Raw genomic sequence first — 20,579 nt, 5'->3', positions numbered from 1 at the left:
CAATGATCCCCGCTTTCCCGCCAGTTTTGCACAGGCTACGAGTAATGCACCGTAGGTTCAAATTCGCACCTTGACGCGCGACGGATGAGGCTTAGGCCGCCGCATTGGGCAAAATGGGGGAGATATCTAAGTTGCCACTGAAGAGGGATAAACCCACTTTGCCATCAGGACGCAGCTCGCGCATCGTCAGGTGCATTTCCTTGTCGCTCAAGCGGAAGATACAGTAGGTGTTGCGTTCGTTGCCGGGACGCCGCACCGGCGAGACGCCGGTACTGCCGTTTGAAACGACATAGATCGCCACCTGTTGTGGAGCACCGGCGAGCGGCTGATTGTCATATTTGACCACCCGCGGCATATGCTCGTGGCCGTGAACAGCTAGCTGCACGCCGGCCTGCTGAGCAGCGTCCAGAATTCGTGGGGCATCTACCGAAAGCGTGATCCCCTTGTTGTTCAGCGTCGCGACATTGGTCACCGGCAATAAATGATGATGCAGGGCCATGATCTTGAATGTCGGTCGATCGATCCGCTCGGCGCCGAGTTCTCGCAACGCGTCGATTCCACTCTCGCCGATGTAGCCGTACTCGCTCCATTCTGTTTGAACGATGGTGCATGAGTTCAGCACACCGATCAACACATCTACGTCACCCAGCTGCAATCGCCGAACGTAGTTCAGCGTCTCCTTCCAACCGCGGCCTATGAGTTCCTCGCAGAATACGCGGTACTGAAGCTCATGCTCGTATGTTGCCTGATTGCTCACCGCCAGCTTGGCGGGATCGACGTTCGACGGATCCATCGCGCGGACAATGTCATGGTTGCCGGGAACGGCGACTATTTGGTCTCGCTCTAGACCGAGCGCCTTAGTGAGGCTCGCGAACTCGGCCAGGATGCTGCTGCGCCTGGCTTGGCTCCAGTCGCCCTTCGTGGTGAAGTCGCCAGTAACCAGGATTGTGCCGATATCGTTCTGGGCACCTATCCTGCCCAGATCATCCAGAAGGGCCTCCGTGAGCGTCTTCTTCGTGTTGCCGATAGCCGGTGTTTCGCCCTGTAGGAGAAAGTCGTAGTCCGGTCCGAAATGAAGATCGGACAGGTGGAGGATCGCCGAGCGATTGGCGCGGGTCGTCGCGGCTACACGATCGGGTTGATGGGCCTTCCCGCCGAGTGGTACCAGAGTGTGATCGCCAAACCTGTTTGCTACCTCGTCGAGATATTCGCACGCCTGAATATCGGTGAGCTTGAACCAGCCGAAGATGCGGTCCCGCTCGTCGACATAGTAGTTAGGAACGGCTACCAGCTCGTCGCCGTCAAGCAACCCGCAGCGCCAAGCCTCGACTTTAGCAGTAAACATGCGTCTGGTGGATCGGTCGACGATATAAGCGATCGTTGGGCCATTCATGGTGTCGAGCGCATCGAGGTGTTCGTCCTCGAACTTCTTCTTCCACCAGCCCCACCAGACGAAGCCCTTGCTCGAAATAATCTCGCGATGGGATTGAATGGTGTCGACGCCCGGCGTGGTGTCCCTGAACCTTAGCGCTATGAACGGTGTTGCCACTCTGCAGTTCTCCAAAAGGGTGGTTTCGGGATGCGCCACTGCTCAAGTGCCGGATACGCACGAAACAGTTCTGTCGGCGGTAGCTCCGAGGTCAGGTACGCCCGCAATGCCTGAATGAGATGATGGCTGTCGCTGACCACGGCGGCTTCATTCTGTGAACTCCACAAGCCGATATTCTCCCGGCCAAGCGCCCGCCGGCTTACATGAGGCCAAGTCCATCCCTCGGCTCCGAGGACTTGTGCCACTGTCGACAGACCGGCGGGGTGCGGCGCATCACGGACGGCGAGCTGATAGTCGTTGATCGTGAAGCGAATCCATCGCCCCGGCTCTGTATGAGGTGGCGGCATACTAGGTTCGCAGTTGACCGATATGCTGAGAAGGTCGCCACGTCGAGCCCCCCCATCGGAACTTGTAGCCCCAGTCCTCCTGACGGCCGCCTGTTCGAACTCTGGCGAAGCGTATTCTACCGCGATGCCAACGTCATCGAGCTTCCCCCATCCACCAATCCAACCAGCGAGTTCTTCTCGTTCCGCCCTCCCGGTTGGGCGGGTATGCTCCGGCCATAGGGTTACAAGGATTTGGCTTCCTTGGCCGACCACTGAAGCTGCCCAAGCTATCCATCGCTTCGCCTCGGCTGGATACCAAGGTGGATCCAGAATTGCTATCGATCGCTGGATCTTCAGCGTCACTTCTCCGACGTCGGCTACGATATGTTTCCTGACGTTTTGAAAGGGCTGCCTATCGACCAGAATCGAATCTCTTGAAGCAACATCTAGGCAGCGAGAGATAGAGGGCGTGCCTACGGTGAGGACGGTTGTCTCAGGCGAGACCAAACTACATATCGCCTGAACTGATTTGGCGGAGTATCGCCAATCGAAGTCGAGGGGATGAGGTTGAGGCAGGCGCAGCGGCTGGCTCCACGTTCCGTGATAATGATCTAGAGTTAGCGCAGAAGTCTGCGTTGTTCACGCCTTTCCTTCGGGTGAAACGGCTGACAGGTTCTTTGCCCACTGATTAGTATCCACTGCCGGCGCTTAGCATCCAAATGCTGCTGACTCTCAACTTGTCTGCTTCCTCAATCTGAGGCCTGAGGCGATCGTGTCCGACTTTGGGATCCCCGCCTGAGACAGAGAGCGAGCGAAAAGGCGCGAAGCCGTCATTGCGATGCGCCTTACCTCGACGCTAGCCAACAACAATGCTGTTTTGAATCACCCAAGTTCGTGGATGGCGACGTCGGGAATGACCGACTTCGCAATCTCGCATAGGTGCTGATGATGCGTGAGGTAGATCACCTGACCCGCACCTGCCATCTCGCCGAACAAGCGGAAAACTTCTTCCGACCGGAGATGATCGAACGTTTCCATGATATCGTCTGCGATGAAGGGAACAGAGGGCCTGAGCTTGGCACACTCGTAATATCCGGCGAGCCGCAGAGCCAGGTAGAGCTGGAAACGCGCGCCCTTCGACAAAGCGTCTGCGACCTTCGATTGGCCATCCCGCTGCGTCGCGATGAGGACCTCGCCGCCCTTCACCGGTTGGGTTGTCAAGCCGGTGTACTGGCCCCGTGTGATCAGTGCGAACGCGTCGGACGCCTCACTCATCATTCCGGAGCGGTGGCGTTCGCGATAAACCCGGAGCGCGCTCGACGCCGACATCACCCCAAGCTTCAACTCGATATAACGGACAGCTTTCTCTTCGATTTCGAGAAGGACGGTGCGTCGATCGGCATCAATTCGGGCAACTGCGCTGTCGCCGCCGATCGCATCGAGCTTGTCGGTGGCTCGGGTTCGCCGGACGAGTTGCTGCTGCAGTGAGTCATCGAGGTCGGCGAGGCGTCGTTCGATTTCCGCCTTTTCAATTGCGAGCCGATCGAGATCTAGGCCTTCGAGCAACGACTGCGCCTGGATGAAGTCGCCGAGGCCGAGCTCGCTCGTCAGTCGTTCTTCAAGCTCGGCCACCGCACTCTGCAGGCCATCTCGCTCGCGAAGCTGTTCATCGCGCTCCACGACCTCCGGCAGAGTTTTCACCCCAAAGGCATCGAGCACATCCTGCTTTGTCGTCTCGTGTGCCGCGAACTCAGCATTCAGTGCCTCTTGAACGTCCTGCAACTTCTGAACGTCAAGGAGGAGATTTGCCCTAGCCTCACGGGCACGCTCAGCTTGCTCCAGACGCTCAGTCAGCCTGACGCTCACCTGTTCTGGCACCTCGTCGCTTTCATGCTCGCCGGCCTGCGCACCAAGGCGGGCCACCTCTTCAGCAAATGCAGTCCTGTCCGCCTCCATCTTGCGGATGCGGATGCGCATGGCCTCACGATCCTGCAGGGCCTTTGACAGCTCTGACAACTGATCGAGGACGCTGCCAAGCCCGGTTCCGGCGATGCCTTCTTCAAGCCAGGTGCCTTGGAGCGTTTCCTTGACCTCGGCCTGCCATGCACCCTCTCGCCGCTCGGCAATTTCAACAGCGAGTCGCCGGGCGGCCAGCTCCTCTTCCTTCGCGGCGACGCTCCTCAGCGCTTCCGCTCGTTCCGCGTCGACCTTTGCCTGCCTATCCAGAAAGCGGTCGGCGGCGACCACCATTGCCTCCAGGGCCTCACCAGCTTCCGGCTGAATTCCAACGCTTTGAAGAGCCGAAGCAAATCCGAGATAGATTCGCTCTCCCTCGGAAGTTGCACGTTCAATCCTTGCGCGTGCGAGCAAGATGTCGTCCCAGGCGGCAAGCGCGTCGGAGCGTGCGGAAAGGCGCTCCTCAAGAAGTCCGATCAGCAGGTCGAGCGACTGCGGCTGGCAATTCTCGAGCAAGGCGCTGGCCATTCGCTTGATGTCAGCGGACGCCATTTCTGCACGCTGGGCAATCTCGGCGAGTTGGAAGCTTACGCGCTCTATGGCCGCTTCGGTCTCGGCCGCCTTTTGCTTGATTGCGCGCATATCAGCGAGCTCGCCTGCATGGGCCAATCGATCCGCGCCGACATGATCGTCCCTGGCCAATGCCGCGGCAAACACGTTTGCGGTTTCCGCCTTGAGGTTCGCCCGGTGATTTCGCCAGGCCTCGTCTCGCTCACGTCGAATGGCTGCGGCTGTGTCATCGTCGGCGAGATCAGCCGAGGCGCGAACAGCAGCCAGACGTGACAAAGTCGCCATCCGACTTTGTTCCTGCTCAGCCAGACGCTCGGAGAACACAGCTTTGTCCCTTTGAAGGTCCGCGGCCAGTGTTTTCCAAGCAGCCATCTGCGTCGGTGCGGGGACCGACATTCTCGAAAGTGCGTCCGCATCTCCCGAACATGGCTGGAGGCGCCGCATCGCATCCGCCAGCCTTGTTAGCCGCTCGTCCTCAAACGCGCGCGCTTCTCTTATCTCGCGTGCGTGACTGCTGACCTTCGCTTCCGACATGGCTGCCATCAGCCTGGCTCTTGCGGGCTCGGGCACCGCCCTCTCCTCACCCACGCGACCTCGCGCGGCGTTGAGCCCGTCGAGCGCGGCAGCGGCTTCATCGCGGGCCATCCGCAGGCTCGTCGTGATGCCGGAGCGTTGTTCGACCATGCTGCGAAGCGTGCCGACTACAAAGGCCGGCAGGATGAGCCGGGACGGATCCGGTTCGGCCGATCTGCCGAGCGCGGCGAGGGAGTTCGCGACCACCTGGTCAAGCATCTGGACTTCCATCTTGCGGGTCGGCAGATCCATGCCCGCGGACACGTAGCGCGCCTTGCGATCGGCAAGTCCGCGCACCTGTTCGGAGATCACCAGGACAGCCTCATCGACAGAGATTGCTTCGATCTTTGCCCTCGCTCGATCGATCTCATCGGCATTGGCCTGGAGGCGGGTTCTCAAGCGGGCATCATGATCGATCAATTCGGCGACGGTGCCGCTCCAGGTCATAGGAGGAGACGGGATGTCAGGCAGCTCAGCCAGTCTGATCCCCTTGCGCTTGATCTCCCCGAGCAGCGGCGCGGCGCGCCCATAGCGGTCGATTGTGGCGAGACGCGCCGACAATTCCGAGCGCTCAGCCAGGCTGCGATCGTATTTATCCTGGGCCTCCACCCGTTCAGCCTCGAGCGCCTCGAATGTCGAGGCCAGGGTGTCGATCGACTCCTTGCGTGACTTGAGCTCTGCGAACCGCTTCTTCAGCAGCGCGATCTCGGTGCTCTGGGCCTGTTTTCGGTGAAGCGCGTCTGCCTCCGTCTCCAATGCGGCCAAGACATCGCTGGCATGACCGAGCCCGGCGCTGGCGGTGAAAAGGAGTTTGCCGAGATCACCACGCGATTCAAGGATCGCCTTGCCCCCTGCTTCCAGCGTCTCGTCATCGAGCGAAAACATGCTGCTATAGGCTTCGCGGGACAGTCCGGCGAGCTGCGCCGAGATGGCAATTTCGCTCAGCGGCCTGCCTTCTCCGTCGTGCAGTGAGTTGCTGCGGCTTTTGGTCCGGGAAACGGCAAGCGCCCGCCCTTCGAATTCCAGCAGTCCGCCGATGCGCATGGAGCTATATTCGTGCAGGAAATTGTAGCGGCTGCGCTCTTCGATGCCAAAGATCAGATCAAGGTAGGCAGACAGCGCGGTCGATTTTCCGGCCTCATTCAGCCCAAAAACGATATGCAGATCGGGACCTGAAACCGGCTTCTCTCCGAAATCGATCGCCTTATCGGTAAACTTGCCGTAGCGGGTCAGATCAAGGCGCCGCAATCTCATCGCGTCGCACCTGCCTTGAGCCTCGCCGTGACCAGGTCGACGCTTCCGGCAAGCACATCGTCGAGAAACTGTTCGAGCCCCGCTTCATCCTTGCCGGCGAAACCGCGGGCATCGGGTGGCAGGTCCGCGATCGTCTTCAACACTGAATTCTCGCGCGTCGGATCGAAATGCTTCTGACCCCGCATTGGCGTGCATGGACTGTGCTAGTTCCAGCGTGGGATCTGCAACGCTTTTCAAATCCCCGACACCGGGAGCCAAAAGAGCAAGCTCCAGCTTTTCAACCCAGGTGTCGCCCACCTGCTCGGCCGCCTGTTCGGCTTCTGCGACGGCCAAGTCCCGGTCGCGCATGAGCGACCATGAAAGGGCAGAAGTGCCGGCTAAGCCAAGGCGGGCAACAAGGTAGCGCGATCTCGCAATCTCCCGGGACTGCTCCAGCCCTGCTCGGATACGGACGATGGCCTCGTTCCATTCCGACGTCCCAGTCAGATCGATGCTCACCCGCTCGAACTGCGCGACACTGGTGTGTCTCTCCTCGATCTCGACGGAGCGATCGTCGCGAATGGTGACCAGCGTGACCGATTTCTCGCCGGCTTCGTTGATGTCCCTCCCCTGTGGGATCCCGGGCATCACCAGCGTGCTCGCGCCGGAATACACTTGGCGAACGTGAATGTGGCCAAGCGCCCAATAGTGAAAGCCGTGGCCGTGCAGGTCGGCGACGCTGCAAGGTGCGTAGACATCATGGCCTGGGGTGCCCGCCAGGCTCGTGTGCATGATACCAATGTTCGCAGCTCCCTCCTGTGGGGCGGCATATTTGGGCAGCAGACTTTCGGGCGCCTTGGGACTGGCGAAGCTCAGCCCATGAAACACGACGTCCACCCCGACGCCAGACTGGATCACGGATTGGCAGCGGCCGCCAAAAGTGGTCACCGTGTCGGGCAACACGAGCTGCTTCGTAATCCGCGACATGGCGTCGTGGTTGCCGCGGATCATGTAGATCCTGACGCCCGCTTGATGAAGACGCGTCATCTGGGATGCCAGAAAGCGTGCCGTCTTCATCGAAGTCTGGTCGCCATCGTAAAGATCGCCAGCAATAACCAGAGCATCGACACGCTCGGCAAGGCAAAGATCGACAATCGAGATGAAGGCTTGGCGGCTGGCGTCGCCGACGAGCTCGGCAAGCTCAGCGTTGCGGAGCGCCAACGAACGCAGCGGCGAGTCTAGATGGATGTCGGCCGCGTGAACAAATCGAAATGCCATTCGAAGGACTCTCCACGCCCGAACAAGAAGCTCAGGCAAAATGCCGACGCCAAGTCAATTTAGCACAGGCCGTCGCGACGCACGGTGAAGGCAGCCTGGGTCTCGGTATCAAAGTTCGGCAGCGTTCCGCAACAGTCTTGTCGAGTGAGGTCACGAAGCTAAGTTCGGACCTTCAGCCCTTCTCTGGCGGTGCGTTGACTTGGCCTTTTTCTTGGCTGACCAAAACTATCGCGTGGATAAGCAACGCGTTTTCTATTCGCGCAACCGGCAAGAGCCTTTTATATCCTGAAAAAATTGCTAGTTTGCATGTGGGGGACTGGGGCCAATGCAATCTGCCGATAGTTCAGAGTTAGTAACAAATGATGGTGCAGTAGCGGAAAGCTCGGCTGTCCCGTGACCTTGCCCCTCTGATCTAATCCGGTTTGAAGTTCGTTCTGGCCCATCGAGAGGACCAGGACATGAAACGTAGCCGCTTCTCTGAAGAGCAGATCATCGGAATTTTGAAGGAACACGAGGCCGGGGTATCGGTTGCCGATCTGTGCCGCAAGCACGGGGTCAGCGACGCCTCGATCTACAATTGGAAGGCCCGCTTCGGCGGGATGGATATCTCCGAGGCTCGGCGACTGAAGGCGCTGGAGGACGAGAACACGCGCCTGAAGCGGCTTCTGGCCGACGCCATGCTCGACAATGCCGCGTTGAAGGATCTTGTGGGAAAGAAATGGTGACGCCCGCGGCCAAGCGGAAAGCTGTCGCTCGCCTGAAGGAAGGCTTCGGGATGAGCGAACGGCGGGCGTGTAAAGCCATCGGCTGTTGCCGCATGACGGTTCGCTACGAGACCAGCAGGCCGGACGACCGCGAGGTTCGCGAGCGGATGAAGGCGATCGCGCAGGAGCGTCGCCGGTTCGGCTACCGGCGTCTTCTCGTGATGCTGAGGCGGGAGGGCCTGGTCGTGAACCACAAGAAGCTGTTCCGGCTCTATCGGGAGGAGAAGCTCGCCGTTCGCCGCCGTGGCGGCCGCAAACGGGCGATCGGGACCAGGGCGCCGATGCTGGTGCCGCTGAGGCCCGACGAGCGCTGGTCGCTCGACTTCGTATCGGACCAGCTCACCGACGGGCGCCGCTTCCGCATCATGGCCGTCGTCGACGACTGCACGAGAGAGTGCCTGGCACTCATCGTTGATACGTCTCTCTCGGGCATGCGGGTTGCCCGCGAATTGGACCGGCTCATCACCGAGCGCGGCCGGCCGAGGATGATCGTCAGCGACAATGGCAGCGAGTTCACCTCGAACGCCATCCTCGCCTGGGCGGATCAGAACCGCGTCGAATGGCATTACATTGCGCCCGGCAAGCCGATGCAGAATGGCTTCATCGAGAGCTTCAACGGCCGACTGCGCGATGAACTGCTCAACGAGACGCTGTTTACCTCGCTGGCTCAGGCGCGCGTCGCCATCGCCCTGTGGCGCGCCGACTACAACACCGCGCGGCCGCACTCCCAAATCGCCTGGCAGACACCGGCCGAGTTCGCCAGCACCTTCAATCCGCGACGGTCGCTCGCGCTGCGCTATGCCAAAGGCTCCGCGCCAGCGCCCGTCGCTTCACCCGCCCAGCAGGGCACAACCCACGCCGGAAACGAACTCAAAACTGGATAGAAACTGGGGGCAACGTCAATCGCGGTTTGCCTACAGCACTGCTCTCCTGTCCCGATAGCGCAAATTCGCGGTTACCTCCGGCCACGAACAGTCGGACCAATTTTATTTGTAGGTTAGACCTTCGTCCTCGGCAAGATTGGCCAAGCGATGACTCGCTGCTGAATTGCCGGCCCGCGCGTGATGGGCGCGAAGGCGTCAGGTGCCCTCGCCGTCAAGACTCAAGCCGCAACGTAATCAGGCGGGAGTGCCTTCCGCTAGGTGGGGATGGACTGGCCGCCGAAGTCAGAAGCAGCAAGCCTGGAGCATAATGGAAGACCTCGACCATGTGAAGCAGGCCGCGAAGCGCGTCCGGGCCTATTTGCAGGCACCTGCCCAAAGCCGCGACATGAAGCCAGCCGCCAGCCTGCTAGTCGACAGCAACCGTTCAGCTTGCTGCCGCCGACCGCTTGAAAACGATGGTCACCTTCGTCCCTTTGTTGGCGCTGGACTCGACGGCTAGCTGCGCCTTGGCGTTCTCGGTCAGCGATCGCGCGATCAGCGCTCCGAGCTTGCCTGGTTTGGGCCACACCTCGCCTTCCGGCAGGCCGATTCCGTCGTCCGCCACTATAACCCGGCAGCCGTCGCCATCGACGACGCTGTGCAGTGTTATCGTGCCGCCGTCGCGCCCCCGGAACGCATGCTTTAGTGAATTGGTCAGCAATTCGTTGACGACCAGTCCCGCCGGCATGGCGACGTTTATTGACACGGGATATGTATCCACCTTCATATCCAGGCGGATCCCCTCGACTGCATGCGAGCTCATCACCGCGGACGCGATCTGGCTGAGATAGACGCCAAGATCGACCTCCTCTTTCGGCTCGTCGGCCGTTAGCGTCTGGTAGAGGATCGCCAGAGCGTCGACGCGACCGGCAAGCCGCTCAAACCGTCTCCGGTCGGCCTCGGTCGCGTTGCGGCTTTCCAGCCGGATCAGTGCGGTGATCATCTGCAGGTTGTTCTTTACCCGGTGCTGCAGTTCGCGCAGCAGTGTGTCTTTCTCGCTGACAAGCTCCTCCACCGAGCGCTCATCTCCCGCCTCGCCATGGGCCGATACGTCGACCAGCGCCACCAGCCGGAAGCACATCTTGCCGTTGTCGTCCTCGATCACATTGGAATAAACGTCGACGATCGTCGGCTTATCCTCGTTGCGTTCCAGCCTGTAGGTGCCGACAAAATCGGTTCCCTCGAGCACGGCCTCGGCTAGCGGCCTGTCCTTTTGCTGATGGAGGCCCGTGCCTAAAAGGGCCGCCCAGTTTTCTTGGGTGAGCCTGGCGGCTGTCAGGCCTGACAGTTTCTCGAATTCCGGATTGGCGTAGACCACGCGCTCTTCACCGGCAAGGTCCGAAACGGCTATGGCGATCGGCACCTGGTCGAGGAATTTCTTGAACTGTTCGCTTTCCAGTGCGGTTGCAAGGTCAGGTGTATCAAGCAACTGCTCGACCGCCTCAGCCTTCTCTGAATCCGATGTCATTTGCGCGCCTGTTTTGTGCGGATATTATCAACAATGCGGCGAGCCTGCCATCGCCAAAACTGGAGCTGCATCTCACATTTCGCATCACGCATCTGACAACAAGCTCTGCATCGCGTAACGGCCGCACGTCTAGCATTGCGACCGGCCGAAGGAGAGCGGCACGGATCGGCTACAATCCAGGTGCCTGGAATGTCGAAGCGACCGGTCAAGTGGGTACGCTGCGGAAGATCGATAGAGCAGGCATTCAGGGAGAATGAGTTCGCGTGCCGGCCTCGGCGATACGTGCCGACACTGTCAACCTCATGACCGCATGCGGGCTGAAAGAGCAGCGCTTCGCTCCAGCGGTAATTCAGGCCGCTAGCTGCCTAACTGCGGCAAGCCCATCGATCGTGTATGTTGAGACGCTATTGCCGATGCCTAAATATCGAACCCGTCATGGCAATCGTTGTGACGGGAAGCGCTCGCTTATGGGCTGTGCTGGAATGCGCATGAAGTATGCGCCTGTGCGCCGCTTCGTTGATCTCTTGGCCTTCGAGGAAGTCGTCAATCTCATCGTATGTGAGACCGGGACGAGGTTCTCCAGGTCGGCGGTCGGGATCTTTTCAACAAGATCAGACGGAGCGCCCAGATACACTGCCAAGGCGCGAACTCTGCGCTTGTTCAGCCCGGAAAGAGGAAGAATGTCTGCGGCACCATCGCCGAACTTGGTGAAGAAGCCCATCAAGGCCTCGGCTGCTTCGAAGCGACTTCTGAAAAAGAAGTGTGGGTTTGCTCTCATACCCTTTGCTGAAAAATGTTGTCATAGAGCGCATGGAATGCCACGCGCTTCGAATCGGAGTAGCCGTCCGGGAAGCCTGAAGCCCCTTTGAAGCGCATGTCCGGCAGCTATTCATAGCGTGGATGACTTTGATCGAAACAAACGATTTCATAACTCTTCGGAAATCTTGCATGGACAAAAGCACGTCCGCACCGATCACCCATCCAAAGGAGAAAATCTTCCATGCGCCCTGACGTGCAGTGGAGGTCGTGCCGAGAAGTGAGTTGCAACTGGCCGATCATGTCGGCGGTTCGACGCTAGTCGTCCCCAATGTTCCTGAGCTGCGAAGTCTTGCAGGCGAGCCAGTTGCCCAGCGCGATTCTGCTTGTGGCGGGCTTTTTGCCGCAGGCAGTCCGCTCGTTTGGGCAGCGGATTGGAGACCCGGCCGGCAGCGCTACCATACAACATCAGCGCACTTTACATCTACGCGGTATTGCCGGGCTTCCAGTCGGTGCCATGTTTGGCCGACGAATGACGCGATGCGGCCTCCTGCACAAGCGAAGGCGTTATCGGATGTGCGACCGGGAAGCAGGCGGACAGTGCAGCACATGTCACTCGCCTGTGCGACGGTCTTTCGGGGAATGAAATCGGGCCAGTTCACGGCGCGGCATTATTCGTCAACAGCCGCCCCTTCGCAAGGATATAGGCAGCCCGCGTCACAAGTTCGTGCTGCAGATGAAAACGGCATCGCCGGCATGCAAGTCAGCAGCCGGTCAAGATTCGATGATCCAGCCAAGCTCTCGGCGTCATGGAACGGCAGGCGCCACGATCGAAGCATCTCATATTGATTCAGGCGGACCCTTATGAGCGTTCTTTGATGCCGGTGATGCCTGACAGGCGGTTGCAGCTGCAAGCGACAACGCGGCCTATTTAGTTGGAAACGGTCTGAGGCAGGCCAATTTGGCTTGCCCGTCACTATGTGGAGAAAGAAATGCTGTGTCTAGGAATTAGCGGCGGACTTGACCAAGTCCATGAAAACCGATTCGAGCTTCGGAACGCCTTTATGCACGATGGCGCCGCGGTGCTCGTCCGAGACGGACGGGTGATAGCAGCCGTCGAAGAGGAACGCCTCAATCGGATGAAACACTCCAACAAGCTCCCAATTCGTTCGATTCAATACTGTCTGTCAGCGGCGGGGGTTCAGCTCAACGACATTGATCGTGTCGCGCTCTACGCCAGCGAGCCCTATGCCAACGCCATGCTTGAAGGTATGTCCGCATCCCACCCGGACATTCTCTCCATTCCGTTGGATGCTAAAACGTTGGTGCAGGATCTGTTAACGCGTGAGTTCGGCACTAAGTTGGACAGTTCGCGTATTTCATTCGTAAGTCATCATCAGGCGCACGCCGTGAGCGCCTTTGCAATGTCGGGCTTCGAACAAAGTCTCATTCTAGCGATTGATGGCTCTGGTGATTTCCTATCGGGCCTCTTGGCGGTAGGGTCTGGCACAGAAATTACGCAACTCGAGGCTTTCCCCGAGAACAATTCTCTTGGGCTGTTTTATCTCGAGACGATCCGCTATCTCGGCTACGGCTTGTTCGACGAGTATAAAGTAATGGGACTCGCGCCCTACGGCGACCCCGCTCCCTATCGCGAGCTCTTCGAGCAGTTCTACGAGCTCTCCGCCAACGGCGGTGGCTACCGTGTTCACCTCGATCGCATCGGTCCGGCGTTGCTCCGCAATATCGAGGTCAGGCGAAAGGGAATGCCCTTCACCCAGCAGCATCGAGATGTGAGTGCGTCACTGCAGGAAGCGCTTGAGCGGATCGTGTTCCACATTCTCCGGCATCACCGTGAGGCCACCGGCATGAAGCGGTTGTGCCTGGCGGGGGGGGTGGCCCACAACTGTACGATGAACGGTAAGCTGCTGTATTCAGGGCTTTTCGAAGACATCTTCGTGCAACCCGCGTCTCACGACGCTGGCTGCGCATTGGGAGCTGCGCTGATAGTCTCTAACGAGATGGGCCGCCCCGCGCCGTGTGAGCGACTGCAGGAGGTCTATTGGGGTCCTGATCTCGGGAGCGAGCGCGCCGTGCAACAGGAACTGAATGCATGGGCCGGACATCTCGAGGTTGAACGCTCTGATGACGTGGCAAGCAGTGCAGCCGACTGGATCGCCAACGGCGCCGTGATCGGCTGGGTGCAGGGTCGTTCGGAGTTTGGGCCACGTGCGCTGGGCAACCGCAGCATTCTTGCCGACCCTCGGCCCGTCGCAAACAAGGACCGGATCAATGCGATGGTCAAGAAGCGCGAAGGCTATCGGCCCTTCGCGCCATCTGTGCTGGAGGAGGATGCGAGCGAATTTTTCGACCTCCCGGACGGTAGGCACGAATTTCCATTCATGAATTTCGTCGTTCGCGTGCGTGACTCAAAGCGCGCCTTGCTCGGTGCCATCACGCACGTCGACGGTACCGCTCGCCTGCAAACAGTATCGCGCAACGCCAATCCCGCGTACTGGGAGGTCATCAATGCGTTCAAGAAGCGCACGGGCACTCCAATTCTGCTCAACACGTCCTTTAATAACAATGCCGAACCGATCGTGGATTCGGTTGCAGACGCGATTGCTACCTTTCTGACGACAGAGCTGGATGGACTTGTGGTCGGGCCCTTCCTGGTAAAAAAGCGGGCTGCAACGCTGCAGGATTGGACTGCGCTTGCGGTTTCGTTGCCGCCCTATGTGTCCCTCCATCAAACCCGCGCTTACAAAGCGCCAGATCGTCGGGAGACTCACTGCGAGATCAGCACGACCCACTTCAGCAGTGACAGTGTGCGAATTTCACACGACTTGTTTAATCTGCTGATGCGGATTGAGGGCGAAGCCATGTTGGGAGATCTCCTCAATACAATTGCGCCGGATCAGGCTAAGCGTGACGCTGTGATGGAGGGCCTGCGACGACTGTGGGAGCAGCGCCTCGTTCGGTTGCATCCCTCACAAGCTGCTCGCATGGATCAAGACTGCGATCAAACGCTGGACCAGCATAACAGGCTCTCAGCGTGATAGCGATGCCGCTATCCAAGCTCCGCGAATAAAGGTGTTCATCGACGCCGCCTGACACCTCCACCCGGGCCGGCGGGCGGCGTAATAAAACGGGTGGATCGTCCACTTCATGTTGGACGACCCGGACGCGCAGAAAAAAGCGCCTGCGGCGGGTCCCTTGTTAACCACCATGATGCGGGACCACAGCGACAGGGCGTGCCGGAGACGGTCAATCCGGCCGGCGATGTCGTCGCCGGCGCCGACGGTCTCATTCAGGATCAGCATCGACCAAAGAGCGAGGCCACTGCCGTTATGCTCGAGATCTGGGGACGGCGGCTTGGCGATCGCCGTCTATTCGGCGTTTCTCGAACTCACTGCATGCAAGACCGTGACGAAGCCCTTCACATTGCGGGTCGGGACATAGCTGGCTTCTTGGCGCGCTACCACCGCTAGAGATGCAGACTTCGCCCGACAGCTCCTGCTGGAGCGCGGCTTGGATCTGATGGCAGAATTCTTGCGGAGACGCGGACAAGTGGGGAGCACTCCAACCCTACACACGCGTCACTGGGCTATCAGTGTTGACCGTATAATCTTCGGAATGGCAATGGCATATTTTACAAAGCACGACCGCAATCAAATTATATACCGCAGCTGGGAAGAGCCGGAACAGTCAAGCGCAAGGATGAGAATTTTGGTCCTCAAGCTTGATCATGTCGGCGACTTTTGGATGTCTCTAGGGGCCCTAAAGGACCTTCGTCAGCGTTTTGCGCATGCCCACATTACGCTGGTGGTGGGAAGCTGGAACATCGCTACTGCAAAACAGTTCGACCTCGCCGACGATCACATTGCTTTTGACTTTTTTCCTCGCAACCCAAAAGTCAAAACGCGCAAAGAAGCCGCCGACATAAGGCCGCTGCTGACCGGCGAGTTTGATCTTGCCATTGATATGCGTGTTCCGGAAGAAACAAGGCCCATCTTGCTTGAAGTCCCCGCCAGGCACCGTGCGGCGATAGTTGATCCGTACAGCATGCATCAGATCGATATTGCGATAGCGCCATTCAATCTGAAACTGCGCAGAACCATCTTCTACAAGCTGGTCCAAAAAATAGGGCTTGCTAACAAAATCCCTCGTAGATGGCTTGATTGGTTCATTGACCGCAAGCAGGTGCGTCTCCAGCATGTGTCAGAAATCCTCCTCTTTCTGGTCGCAAAGGCAGCTGCCTATTTCGAAAGCGGAGCGGGTCACCCACAGAATTCGACTACAGGCAATGCCCCGATTGTCGTGGCTCCGTTCTCCAATTCCAGCCTGCGAGATTGGCCGATTGAAAGTTTTGGCAAAGTTGTCGCTGCTCTTTCGACCCGTGGTGAGGTGGTCCTCGTTGCCCGTGGCGAATGCCTGGAAGCGCTTGAGGAGGTTGCGAAGATAGCTCGGGATCGTGGAGCCGCGAACATTCGGACGGCTGTCGACTTGTCGGAATTGGAATTCAATTATCTCGTGAATTCGGCCGCGCTCGTCGTTTCGAACAATTCAGGCACCGGGCATGTCGCCGCCCAGCTTGGCCGCCCTACTATCGGCATTTTCACGGCGTCACATCTACCGGAGATTTGGGGGTTTCGAGGTCCCCTGGTCAGCATGCTTATGAGTGTTATTGAATGTCGCGGGTGTGGTCTGGACCAAGTGCGGCATTGTCCGGTCAAAGTCCGATGCAAGTTCGACATCACGCCGGATCTCGTGATTGCCGAGGTAAACGCCTTGATGAATCATTGTAAGGGTACGGCACAAGCTTAGTGGCTCGCGGTCACCATAACCGCGATTGTCCAGATCTTGGTCGCTGATTCAATCGCTACAAACATCTAAAGGCCGAAATTCAGAATCGAATCGACTTGGTCGAAGGACCGCAGTGGCGATATCACCCCCTGGGCCGGGCGACCATTTCGTTTTCGTTCGCATGCCCGTCCATAGCGACAGCGCCACTAACAGCAGATGAACCACACAAAGTGAGGGAGACCCCAATTAAGTGCCAAGCGACAGCTGGCCCAAGGCGCCTGGCTGAAGGCGCATGAAAACCTCATATCACCGGGCAGACCGGCACCGGAAAGACTTGGCTGGCCTGCGCCTTCGGACGTCAGGCCGCCCGGCTCGATCATTCCGTGCTCTACCTGCGCATGCCGCGTCTGTTCGAAGATCTCGCCCTGGCGCGTCATTGTCTCGGTCGAGGGGTGCACTCCACGACTGTCTCGTTTTTGCGAAATATGCACGTCCGACGCAGCTTGCGTTGACAAAGGCGGTTTTACGCGCAGTTGCAATAGCACTTCCGCCGGCCTATTTTTGTGGGGTTCAATTGTGGTTCGGCCAAGGGCGCTTTGGGCGCCGGACCGGCCCCGTGTAAACCTCATTAAAGAGCTAGGAACCCTGCCATGGAAGAATTCTTATCGCGCATCGCCACTAGTGCCGGCATCGGCCCGGCTCTCGCAGAGAAGGCCGTTGGGTTAATGCTGGGTTTCCTGCAACGCCACGCGGCCGACGGTCCCGTTGCGCGCATGATCGAGGCCATTCCCGGAGCTTCGGAATTAGTGGCGAAGTATCATGGCGATGACCCAGAGGGCGGAGGCGGCCTCATGGGGCTCGGCCAGCAATTGATGAGTGAGGGTCTCAGCATTCTAAAGATCGCCGCCATCGCCAACGAGACGATCGCCTTCGCCAAGGAACATGCCGGCGACGAACTCGTGGACGAGGTCCTCAATTCCGTTCCTGGCCTTCCCCAGTTCGTCTGATCAGCGGCAGCCGGGGGCGCATGACCTCGTGCGCCCGTGCCGGCCCGTCTGCGCAGGTAGGCATTCTCCGCCGAGCGTTCCGTACCGATCTCGCCAGACCACCAACCGCCGGGCACGCGAAGCGAGCGTTGGAGTACTTCATTCGTCTATTCCAAAATCGACCTCAGGCGAATCGATGTGTATAATTTCTGGCGGTAAGGGTTTATCCTGAACGCTTTCGATGAAGCCCGCGAGATAAGCAAACGTATTGTATTTCTCGAGGACCAACCGCTTCGCCTCTCGTATTGCGCCCCGACGCTCCTTCCAGAGGTCCGACTTGATGATTTCTTGAATTTTTTGGATTACGTTCTTGTCCTCTGGGTCAATCAGAACCATTGAGTCCGAAGGGAAGAACCTCGTGATTGCCGGGCTGCCGTAATAGATCGGCATTGTTTCAGCAACGAAGCAGTCCATAAGCTTCTCTGTAAAATAGTAATCAGCACGAGTATTCTCGAAAGCTATACTGTAACGGTAAGGTGCGAGTGCGTTCCATTTGTCTCCAATCAGCCGAAAACCTCGGCCGAACAGGTCAAAATCGAGCTCCTCTCTCAGCCGTTCCAGAAACGCCAGCCGATATCGATGCCCTTTAAGCAGGGCGATGTTACTGGTAATCCATGAGAGCCGAAGCGGCTTGTCCACGACTTCGCTGACCAGAAGTTGGTCATATGTCTTGTTTACAGACCAAGACCGAGTGATAGGTGGAGCCAAAACGAATCGGCGCGCTGCATTCTGCCGAGCAGCCAGCTCTGCGTCAGACGTCAGGACGATAGTATTTTTCCCCTGCCCTTCATGAAATGCGCGATGAGCTTTCGTCGGCGGTTCGCCGATTGCAAAAATTGTCCTGTTTGGGCTCGCCTCGATATCAACAGGGAGCCCAAAAAGAGAAGCAGAGTTAAAGACGATATGCCAATCGGGCACGAAGGATGTCGTGCGTACAAAAGCGACATTGTTCCAGATTCCACTGCCCTTTGGAGTGAGTTGGTGGATTGCATCATCCAAAACGCCCCAAGAATCCAGACATGTAGCAACAATGGGCGCCGGACGTTCCGTCAACAATTTGGCCAACAAAGCAGTTCCACCCCATTCACTTCCGTTGGACCGGGAGCAACTTGTGCATCGGGCGCAAGACCTCTTTGCGCCTGAAATAGCTCGCGATCCTGATCGATATCAAACACACGATTCTGTGCGACTTCGCGCCATTCGACAACTCATCTCTAAGACCGCGGGAACCCCTTCACTCGTGAAGGTACTCAATCGCCATTCCGGATTGCGGTAAGATTGGGCAGCATAAACCTGCCGGGACCCGCCGTCGAGGCAATTGTCGCTTTGCACTTAACCAGGTTCTTCCTCACTTTGTGTGGTGATCAGGCCGGTTGAGTGGCAGCATGCGTGCCCTAAGGAGTTCGGAGCCCGCTCTGCAGTACATCGCACGCCGCCGCGCCGCCGCACTCGCAGCTAAGCCGTTGAATAAAATGCAGACTGGTTTTTCTGAGGCTGCACGTGCCGCGGTCGTGCCGGTCTTTCATTGCGTGAGGCCGAACGTGCGATTGCAGCTCCTGCCGCCGCGCAAAGAGAGACTCAAGATTTGCGCCAACTGCGCTTGGCCGGCAGGTGGCATAGAGCGGCGCCTGAGAATGAAAGTGCCGGCCGCCCAGCCTTCATAGCCGTTCCTCCTTTGTGGCGTGACGGCCCGAAAGTCGCCATCGCGTCAGATGTTCATCAGGGTTCGGCATAGCCGGGGCTCGTCCGGCGACAGTCATGGCAGCGACTTCGCTTCTGGAGCCGCTCATCCGGCCGATAAGAACACATGCGCGTCCTAAGCTGTAATTCATCCGCCGGAGCTGACCAAAGCCACCTTGCTCTGGGTTGCGGCAATGGCGATTGCAGGCGAGAAGCCGAGAAGAACCGATGCGGCGAGGAGTCCTGAGGCCATCCGTCCACGAGACGTCACCAGGGAACGAAGTATTGCGTTCCGCGTTACACTACCGTATATACGTCCGCAGCACAGGAGCGCGCCATGGCCACCACAGTCACCAGGAAGGAAACACCCGTCTCGATGCGGTTTCGCGACGATGATCTCACCATCATCGACCGCGGCGCGGAGCTGCTCGGCCTGTCGCGCACGGAGTTCATGCGGCGCGCCGCGCTGCACGAGGCGCAGGCGGCCATCCTCAACGAAACCGTCATCCGCGTGTCCCCGGAAGCTTATGACGCCTTCATGCAGGCGATCTCAGCCCCCGCCGCTGCGCCCCCGCCGAAGGCGACCGAGCGGCTGCGTCGGTCCCCGCCCTGGGACCGTTAGGTGGCGCTTTCAGGCATCGAACTCCTCGACGACGCGCACCGCCTCGACAGCTTCGATTGCGGCAAGCCGGCGCTCAACGCTTGGCTGGCCGGCTTCGCGCGAACGAACCAGGTCCGCGGCTTTACCCGCGTCCTGGTCGTTCACGATGAGGGAACAGTCGTCGGCTATTACGGCCTCGCGCCGGGCGTGATCCAGCCAAACAGCGCACCGCGCGCCATCCGCACCGGACGCCCGCCCGATCCGATCCCCTGCCTGTTGATTGGACAACTCGCCGTCGACCATCGCTATGCCGGACAAGGCATCGGCAGCGGCCTGGTCAAGGACGCGCTGCATCGCTGCGTCGCCGGCGCCGACATCGTCGGCGGCCGCGCAGTGGTGGTGCGGGCGATCGACGCCGAGGCCGAGCGCTACTGGCAGAACTGGGGCTTCATTCCCGCGCGGGACAATCCGTCGGTGCTCATGCGCTCGATCCAGGACGTGGGCCTCTGGCTGGCCGACAGAGGCCACTAGCTCCACGCGCGTAGCGCCTCCCGTAGCGGCAGCGTCCGGGCGCGCCGGCCTGCAGCCGGATGACGATCCCTCACTCAGGGCCAGAGGGAGACGGCGGTCAGAGCGAGGAAGCTAGCAATAATCGGGGCGACTGGGCTGCCTACCAGGTCCCGTCTCGTGAAGGCGCTAGAGGATACTGGATCCAGCCGCCAAAGACCGGGAGATGGCGCGGCGCGCGGACTTTGGGATGATAGTCTGGGACGGCGCATCGCCCGGCACCGCCGTCAACCTGCTTCAGCTCGCCATCGCGAACAAGCCGTGCGTCATTTGCGATCTGGCCAGGGGCAGCATGGCGACTACGTACAATGTGGGAGACTGGTGCGCCATGCTCCGCGATGCCGGTCCAGACATTCGGCGCGCCAAGCCGAAGCCCGCATGGCGCCGGACGAGCGCCTGGCGTTGCCGGGATGATGTACGCGCGGTCCCGGCGGGTTCGACCCGATAGGCTTGATCCGGCCCCGCCCCAACTCCACTTGTATG

Annotated in this window: 11 protein-coding genes and 3 pseudogenes; 7 read left to right on the top strand and 7 right to left on the bottom strand. The window is 59.2% G+C overall.

The annotated features are described in order from the left end of the window. Positions 1–91 precede the first annotated feature (91 nt). The 3 genes and pseudogenes from NKJ35_RS21720 to NKJ35_RS21710 form a co-directional block, all read right to left on the bottom strand. A complete protein-coding gene (locus NKJ35_RS21720; protein ID WP_352649480.1) occupies positions 92–1,549 on the bottom strand; it encodes a metallophosphoesterase family protein in 1,458 nt (485 codons plus the stop codon). A gap of 1,208 nt (positions 1,550–2,757) precedes the next feature. After that, positions 2,758–6,228 carry an ATP-binding protein gene (locus NKJ35_RS21715; protein WP_352649479.1) on the bottom strand — a complete coding sequence of 1,157 codons (3,471 nt, stop codon included), beginning with the start codon at positions 6,226–6,228 and terminating at the stop codon, positions 2,758–2,760. Continuing rightward, positions 6,225–7,485, bottom strand: a pseudogene (locus NKJ35_RS21710) (metallophosphoesterase family protein). Before NKJ35_RS21710 ends, NKJ35_RS21715 begins: the two are co-directional and overlap by 4 nt. 458 nt (positions 7,486–7,943) lie before the next feature. Here NKJ35_RS21710 and NKJ35_RS21705 point away from each other — a divergent pair. Beyond that, a protein-coding gene (locus NKJ35_RS21705; protein ID WP_352649478.1) for an IS3 family transposase occupies positions 7,944–9,133 on the top strand; the annotation gives its coding sequence in 2 pieces (ribosomal slippage) (positions 7,944–8,193 and positions 8,193–9,133; 1,191 coding nt in all). Positions 9,134–9,557: 424 nt separating this feature from the next. On the opposite strand, the gene NKJ35_RS21700 is transcribed toward NKJ35_RS21705, so the two are convergent. Together NKJ35_RS21700 and nadE are read right to left on the bottom strand one after the other, a co-directional pair. Further along, the gene (locus tag NKJ35_RS21700; protein WP_352649477.1) at positions 9,558–10,640 is read right to left on the bottom strand and encodes a sensor histidine kinase; all 1,083 of its coding nucleotides are present in this window, start codon (positions 10,638–10,640) and stop codon (positions 9,558–9,560) included. A 404-nt stretch (positions 10,641–11,044) separates the two neighbouring features. Continuing rightward, positions 11,045–11,376, bottom strand: a pseudogene (nadE, locus tag NKJ35_RS21695) (NAD(+) synthase); the annotation flags it as partial. Between the two features lie 1,012 nt (positions 11,377–12,388). Between nadE and NKJ35_RS21690 the strand changes: the two are divergent. Beyond that, a complete protein-coding gene (locus NKJ35_RS21690; protein WP_352596264.1) occupies positions 12,389–14,455 on the top strand; it encodes a carbamoyltransferase family protein in 2,067 nt (688 codons plus the stop codon). Here NKJ35_RS21690 and NKJ35_RS21685 read toward each other — a convergent pair. Then, entirely contained in the window at positions 14,447–14,719 is a 273-nt protein-coding gene (locus NKJ35_RS21685) for a hypothetical protein (protein ID WP_352649476.1), read from the bottom strand. The two genes, NKJ35_RS21690 and NKJ35_RS21685, sit on opposite strands and share 9 nt — an antisense overlap. Before the next feature lie 319 nt (positions 14,720–15,038). Here NKJ35_RS21685 and NKJ35_RS21680 point away from each other — a divergent pair, with 319 nt between their 5' ends. The 3 genes and pseudogenes from NKJ35_RS21680 to NKJ35_RS21670 all read left to right on the top strand — a co-directional run bounded on the left by NKJ35_RS21680 (position 15,039) and on the right by NKJ35_RS21670 (position 17,209). After that, a complete protein-coding gene (locus NKJ35_RS21680) occupies positions 15,039–16,223 on the top strand; it encodes a glycosyltransferase family 9 protein (protein WP_352649475.1) in 1,185 nt (394 codons plus the stop codon). Positions 16,224–16,463: 240 nt separating this feature from the next. After that, positions 16,464–16,636 (top strand): annotated as a pseudogene (locus NKJ35_RS30945) (ATP-binding protein); the annotation flags it as partial. Between the two features lie 216 nt (positions 16,637–16,852). Beyond that, positions 16,853–17,209, top strand: a complete 357-nt coding sequence (locus NKJ35_RS21670) for a hypothetical protein (protein WP_352579644.1) — start codon at positions 16,853–16,855, stop codon at positions 17,207–17,209. A gap of 138 nt (positions 17,210–17,347) precedes the next feature. Here NKJ35_RS21670 and NKJ35_RS21665 read toward each other — a convergent pair whose 3' ends face one another. Next, positions 17,348–18,313 (bottom strand): glycosyltransferase family 10 domain-containing protein, encoded by a 966-nt coding sequence (locus NKJ35_RS21665; RefSeq protein ID WP_352595041.1) that lies wholly within the window; start codon positions 18,311–18,313, stop codon positions 17,348–17,350. A 952-nt stretch (positions 18,314–19,265) separates the two neighbouring features. Between NKJ35_RS21665 and NKJ35_RS21660 the strand changes: the two genes are divergently transcribed. Next, complete coding sequence (locus NKJ35_RS21660) at positions 19,266–19,550, top strand: type II toxin-antitoxin system TacA family antitoxin (protein WP_352480559.1); 285 nt, start codon at positions 19,266–19,268, stop codon at positions 19,548–19,550. Then, positions 19,551–20,060: a GNAT family N-acetyltransferase gene (locus NKJ35_RS21655; RefSeq protein WP_352649474.1), complete on the top strand. Its 510-nt coding sequence runs from the start codon at positions 19,551–19,553 to the stop codon at positions 20,058–20,060. Positions 20,061–20,579: the final 519 nt, after the last annotated feature.

It is taken from the genome of Mesorhizobium sp. M0136 (assembly GCF_040322515.1).
Taxonomy (GTDB): domain Bacteria; phylum Pseudomonadota; class Alphaproteobacteria; order Rhizobiales; family Rhizobiaceae; genus Mesorhizobium.
The sequence above is the reverse complement of the archived record's forward strand: the minus strand, read 5'-3'. Positions and strand labels throughout refer to the sequence as shown.

What these genes read in the sequence shown, in the direction of transcription:
- NKJ35_RS21715 (WP_352649479.1), bottom strand. Translation starts at nt 6,228, where the DNA reads ATGAGATTGCGGCGCCTTGATCTGACCCGCTACGGCAAGTTTACCGAT.
- NKJ35_RS21700 (WP_352649477.1), bottom strand. Translation starts at nt 10,640, where the DNA reads ATGACATCGGATTCAGAGAAGGCTGAGGCGGTCGAGCAGTTGCTTGAT.
- NKJ35_RS21690 (WP_352596264.1), top strand. Translation starts at nt 12,389, where the DNA reads ATGCTGTGTCTAGGAATTAGCGGCGGACTTGACCAAGTCCATGAAAAC.
- NKJ35_RS21685 (WP_352649476.1), bottom strand. Translation starts at nt 14,719, where the DNA reads ATGCTGATCCTGAATGAGACCGTCGGCGCCGGCGACGACATCGCCGGC.
- NKJ35_RS21680 (WP_352649475.1), top strand. Translation starts at nt 15,039, where the DNA reads ATGGCATATTTTACAAAGCACGACCGCAATCAAATTATATACCGCAGC.
- NKJ35_RS21670 (WP_352579644.1), top strand. Translation starts at nt 16,853, where the DNA reads ATGGAAGAATTCTTATCGCGCATCGCCACTAGTGCCGGCATCGGCCCG.
- NKJ35_RS21660 (WP_352480559.1), top strand. Translation starts at nt 19,266, where the DNA reads ATGGCCACCACAGTCACCAGGAAGGAAACACCCGTCTCGATGCGGTTT.